Origin of the sequence: Pseudomonas sp. MF6396 (assembly GCF_002018915.1) — a bacterium.
GTDB classification, from domain to species: Bacteria; Pseudomonadota; Gammaproteobacteria; order Pseudomonadales; family Pseudomonadaceae; genus Aquipseudomonas; species Aquipseudomonas palmensis.
Genome location: NZ_MVOK01000064.1, coordinates 1 through 4767, shown reverse-complemented (window position 1 = coordinate 4767; position 4767 = coordinate 1). Strand labels below are relative to the sequence as shown.

6 protein-coding genes are annotated in these 4767 nt (G+C 56.4%); 1 reads left to right on the top strand and 5 read right to left on the bottom strand.

All coding sequences use genetic code 11. The annotated features are described in order from the left end of the window. Positions 1-650: 650 nt before the first annotated feature. From MF6396_RS27745 to MF6396_RS27725, 5 genes are all read right to left on the bottom strand, one after another. Positions 651-917: a hypothetical protein gene (locus MF6396_RS27745; protein WP_003464988.1), complete on the bottom strand. Its 267-nt coding sequence runs from the start codon at positions 915-917 to the stop codon at positions 651-653. 169 nt (positions 918-1086) lie between these two features. Beyond that, complete coding sequence (locus MF6396_RS27740; protein ID WP_003464986.1) at positions 1087-1368, bottom strand: DUF427 domain-containing protein; 282 nt, start codon at positions 1366-1368, stop codon at positions 1087-1089. Between the two features lie 67 nt (positions 1369-1435). Beyond that, positions 1436-1708, bottom strand: a complete 273-nt coding sequence (gene grxC / locus MF6396_RS27735; protein ID WP_005005995.1) for a glutaredoxin 3 — start codon at positions 1706-1708, stop codon at positions 1436-1438. A gap of 453 nt (positions 1709-2161) precedes the next feature. Beyond that, the gene (locus tag MF6396_RS27730) at positions 2162-2908 is read right to left on the bottom strand and encodes a ferredoxin reductase (protein ID WP_002118292.1); all 747 of its coding nucleotides are present in this window, start codon (positions 2906-2908) and stop codon (positions 2162-2164) included. Next, entirely contained in the window at positions 2901-3548 is a 648-nt protein-coding gene (locus tag MF6396_RS27725; RefSeq protein ID WP_002118288.1) for a sulfite oxidase-like oxidoreductase, read from the bottom strand. Before MF6396_RS27725 ends, MF6396_RS27730 begins: the two co-directional genes overlap by 8 nt. A gap of 422 nt (positions 3549-3970) precedes the next feature. Between MF6396_RS27725 and MF6396_RS27720 the strand changes: the two genes are divergently transcribed. Then, positions 3971-4441, top strand: coding sequence for a TlpA family protein disulfide reductase (locus MF6396_RS27720; RefSeq protein WP_003464979.1), 471 nt, complete (start codon positions 3971-3973; stop codon positions 4439-4441). Positions 4442-4767: the final 326 nt, after the last annotated feature.

The window sequence follows — 4767 nt, the reverse complement described above, 5'->3', positions numbered from 1 at the left end:
CTAGGACAATGTTAGATGTTTTGGATTTTGAGGCGGATCGCTCTTATCGAAGATCGTCTAATTCGCTCTGAAGCGCAGGTTTTTTGAAACTATCACCTGGTTGGCACACTGTGCGAATCAACATCAGATATGAGAAAGCCAATCAGGTGAACACTACCCTCGAGGGCTCATCTGTCCAGTTAAAGCCTCGAGTCTTTCTGGGTGCGCAAAAGACAAGAAGGTTATATGGGAAAATTATGAGGCCTGGATACCATGCGTCATGGGCGTGCCGATGCTGTGAGTGACAGAGCGAGAAGCAAGTGAAAGTCCCTGAAGTAGGGGCGGGATGCGCCCGAGTGGCATTTTTTGTCTTAAGGTAGATCGCGTAGCTGTTCTTCAGAATAATCTTCAGAGCGTTGACGACAGCCATCGCTGTGCATTCCTCAAGAATAGAATGTGTCGGAAGGGTGGCGTCATTGGTGTTAGTCATCGCTTAGGATTTCTCAATCTGGCTTACACGGGCGCCTGTACCGATATCCCCGCGGATGGCGACGTATCGATGTTGAATTCCTCGCCAGACGAAGTGCAATGAGCTGCGGCTATAGGCTTGCGCAGCCTTAGATAGCCGGCCGTCGCAGGCGCGCCGGTTGGCCGGGATCTTCTTCTGCCCGTCAGGTGTCCGGTCGGAACTCCAGCACGAACGCTACGACCTTTTCGGCGGACATTTCGCACGGCTTCAACAATGTCCTATCTGATGTAACGCGGAAGAGGTTGAAGCTGACAATGTCAGTCCCGTCCAACTCCCTGGCGAACAGACTGTTGCGACGTCCGTCCCCAGATCGCCGGACGATCAAGCTGAAACGCCGGCCTTCATAAGTCCCTTCTCTGTATCCCTCCGCAAGCTTCGCGAAAGCGGCATCGAACTCGGAATGCTCCATGTCATCCATCCTTATTGATAGAACAGAGGCGCGGCGGGTGCGAGACCGCCAGTGCCGGGTCGCGCTAAGGTGCCGGGCAGATTCCTGCAGCCGACGAGGCCCGGGGTGGGCAGGATAATTGAGATGTCGGCGCCCGCATGGCTATCAGCGAAGTCGTCCGTCCAGTCTGCTAGGCAACGTCCACGCCTTTCCAGAAAGCGATGTAATCCCGGATACCCTCGGCATCCGGAGTGGGGGCGGGATAGGTCCAAGCGGCGTTCACGTTGAGCGCGTCACCCGCGCGAACATGAAAGAAGCGCGCGGCGCCTTTGATCGGACAGACAGATGTGTGCGGGCTCATCTCAAGCAGGCTCAGGTCGACTCCTGACGGTGGGAAGTAGTGATTTCCCTCGACGATGACTGTTTCGTCGCTTGTGGCGATAGTAGTGTCTTTCCAGATGGCTGAGACCAACGGACTCTCCTTTTGTATTCATCAACCGGCGAAGGCTCGCGGGCTGGCTGCCCCAAGCCGCACCTCCTCAGGTGGCAGGCGGGTTGCGCCCGAGAAGTTTGTCGAGCTCGCCTCTGACATCGAGCGCGAATAGCTCATCGGAGCCACCGATAAGGGTGCCATTGATGAAGATCTGCGGCACGGAGCTTCGCCCCGACGCTTCCGCCATGGCCTGCCGGTGAGCCGGATCCGCCTCAATATCGAGCTCCTTCCATCGCACGCCCTTTTCCTTGAGGAGCGCCTTCGCTCGGCGGCAGAACGGGCACCAATTCGTGGTGTACAGCAATACATCAGTTGTCATATTGCATCTCCGGCAGTTGCACGCGGATCGCTGTCATGGCGTTGATCTCCAATTCGCGGCGTTCAAAGATGGCGACTGCACCTTGGCCGACATCGGAGCAGATGCTGACGATTGGCCGCTATCCAGGCGACATGGCCCAAAGTGCTTTCACCGCCAGGCAGAGGCCGCACGCGCCTCCTGTAGCGCCGAGCCGATGCTCTAAGGTAACCGAGCCTCGATTGGGACGGAAGCGGTCCCGCTCGAATCGCCCATCATGCTGGTCGAGCATATCAGGACGACGGATAGTGCAGGAACTTTCAAATTGAGCTTGATGTCGAGCCAGGTATCGCGAGCGAAGGCGTTCTAGAGGCCGGGGGGTACGAAGACTGTGTTCGGCAAAACGGTTCACGTTGATCGCCAAAGCTTCCCAGGGCGCACGTCTACGATCGGCGCGACGTGAGATAGCTCGCGCCGCTAGCCCCCGTAGCGCTCCGTCTTGATGATGGAGGCGTCCAAGCCCGCCAGCAGCGCGCTATCGGTTGCGATGTTGACGAATCCGTTAGACCCGCAGACGAACACTTGCGTCGGCTTTCCCTGAAGCCTGGTTAGAATTTCTTGGACCATCATGCCGTCGATCCGTCGCGCAAAGTCCGATGCGCGAACCGGTTTCTCGCGCGTAATCGCGAGCGCCAGGACGAACGCCGGATCGCTGATTTCGATGCAATGAAGTTCTTCTGAGAAGAGAACGTCCTCGGCGGTTCGTGCGGACAGGAGCAACGCTGTCGGAACGGCTTGGGCCAATGCGCGGCGCTGCCGGATCATTGCCATCAACGGCACGAGGCCGGAGCCTCCCCCGATCAACAGAACCGGATCTATGGCAGGCTCAGGCCAAAGGAAATGGCCACCGAGCGGACCGCGAACTTCGATTTCGTCACCAATCGCCGCGATGTCGTGAAAAAACGGCGAAACTTCGGCATCCGGCATGCGCTCGATAGCTATCTCGACGATCGGGGTCGAAACTGCCGATGACGCGATCGAGTAGCTGCGCATTGCACTGTAGCCGTCGGGCGCGGTCAGCCGGATATCGACGTGCTGACCTGCGGTGTGCGCGAACGGCTTGCTCAACCGAAGGAAGAAGCTCTTGATACTCGGTGTTTGCTGGATGATGTCGTCGATCACGCATGATTGCCACGAACGGACTTGCGCTTCGTTTTCAGTCATGGGTGTATCGTTGTTCGCGCCACGGATCGCCGTAGATGTGATAGCCGTGCAGCTCCCAAAAGCCGGCCTCGTCACGCGTCGTGAATTGCAGCGCATTCACCCATTTGGCGGATTTCCAGAAGTAAAGGTGCGGCACTAGAAGACGCGCCGGCCCCCCATGATCGCGGGAAAGTGGCTTGCCCGCATAACTGAGGGCGACCATCGCTTTCCCGGAAAGCAGATCCGTCAGAGGGACGTTTGTCGAATAATTATCGTAGCAGTGCGCCAAGACGAAATCGGTAGGCCGATCAAGCTCTGCATCTGCAAGGATGTCTTCAATGAGTACACCCTCCCAAACGGTATCCAGTTTGGACCAAGAGGTGACGCAGTGAATATCCTTTGTCACCTGGGTCTTTGGTAGAGTGTTGAATTCGCCCCAATTCCACGTTTTGACGGGCTTCGGACCAATTTTGACTGTGAATTTCCAGTCGGAGGGCTCTACCCTCGGCGTAGGGCCGGCCGACAGAACAGGGAAATCCTCCACCAGATGCTGACCTGGCGGAATCCGATCGGACTGGTCGCCTGAACCGCGACCGGTGAAACCTCTGGTGACCATAGTGACCCCTCTTGCTCGATACGGCAGACCGAAGCCGGCCTTCATTTCAGTACTCTGCGTAAAGCATTTGCCCGCACATCCGCCGAATAAGCCAATCGACTAAAAATCAGATACAGATGCTCTATCATCGTAAAAAATCGCGTATCGAACATAGCGTCAGGCCAGCATGATTCCCAATACCCAATGGCTATAGGGTAGATAACCCCAAGGCTGCGTACGCTGATCTGCGGTATGCGGAGCGGAAGTTGCAGGTTCGCTCTCAAACGGATGGGCAGCGTGCAAAGCTCAAGGCTCACCAGCGCATGGTTGCCCAGTTCGCGCTCGCCGGCAGCTTGAGTATATTAAGGACGAAATGTCGATCTGATCTATTCTGGCTTCAGGAAATAGGGAAAATAAGGTCGGACGTTCGCGCACCGTCGCGACGCGCGATCATCCACTAAGCTTCTGTATCGGGGTTGGAGGATCAGATGAACGAGATCGAACGACAAGCGCCTGAGCTGCGGGTGCAAAAATGGATTGGCAAAGATGGGGAAAGTATCGCGCCGTTCAAACTGTCAGATATCGGGCCCGGCCCGAAAATCTTGTTTGCCTTCCAGCATTGGTGCCAAGGTTGCCATTTGCATGGGTTTCCGACGCTACAAAAGTTGCATGCAGCGTTGAGCTCAAAAGACGTGGGGTTCGCAGTGATCCAGACCGTCTTCGAAGGAACGCATGAGAATACCTTCGAGAAGTTGCGCGTGAACCAGCTCAAGTATGAGCTTCCTATCGTTTTCGGTCACGACGAGCAACCGACCGGCTCGCCGTTTCCAACCTTCATGGAAGACTACCGCACACGAGGAACTCCGTGGTTTACGGTTATCGACGCTGGCGGTAGCATTGTTTTCTCGGACTTCCATCTCGACGCGGAGCGACTAGTGAAGCAACTTGAGCAAGGTTAATCGTTGGAAGGTGGGCAATCATCCTGATTGCCACCCATCCCCTGATGCCCACTACAGGCGTTGCGCGCTGTAACTCTGTTGATCAGCGTGCGAAAACCCGGATCCGGATAGGAGGAGCGTCAACGATTGAATCAATCCGTTGGGAGAGGGCGGCTCCGCTCCGTCAGCTCGGCAATAGATAACCCATTCTCGCCGAGCAACTCTCTGATCCGATCGACGATATGAGCCCCTAGCGCCGCTGTCTTGGTCCCCCCCACAGATTCCCAAGATGCGAGTTCACACGCCGATACCTCGTGGTCAGCGCCGAAGTGCTTCTGTCGGTATGT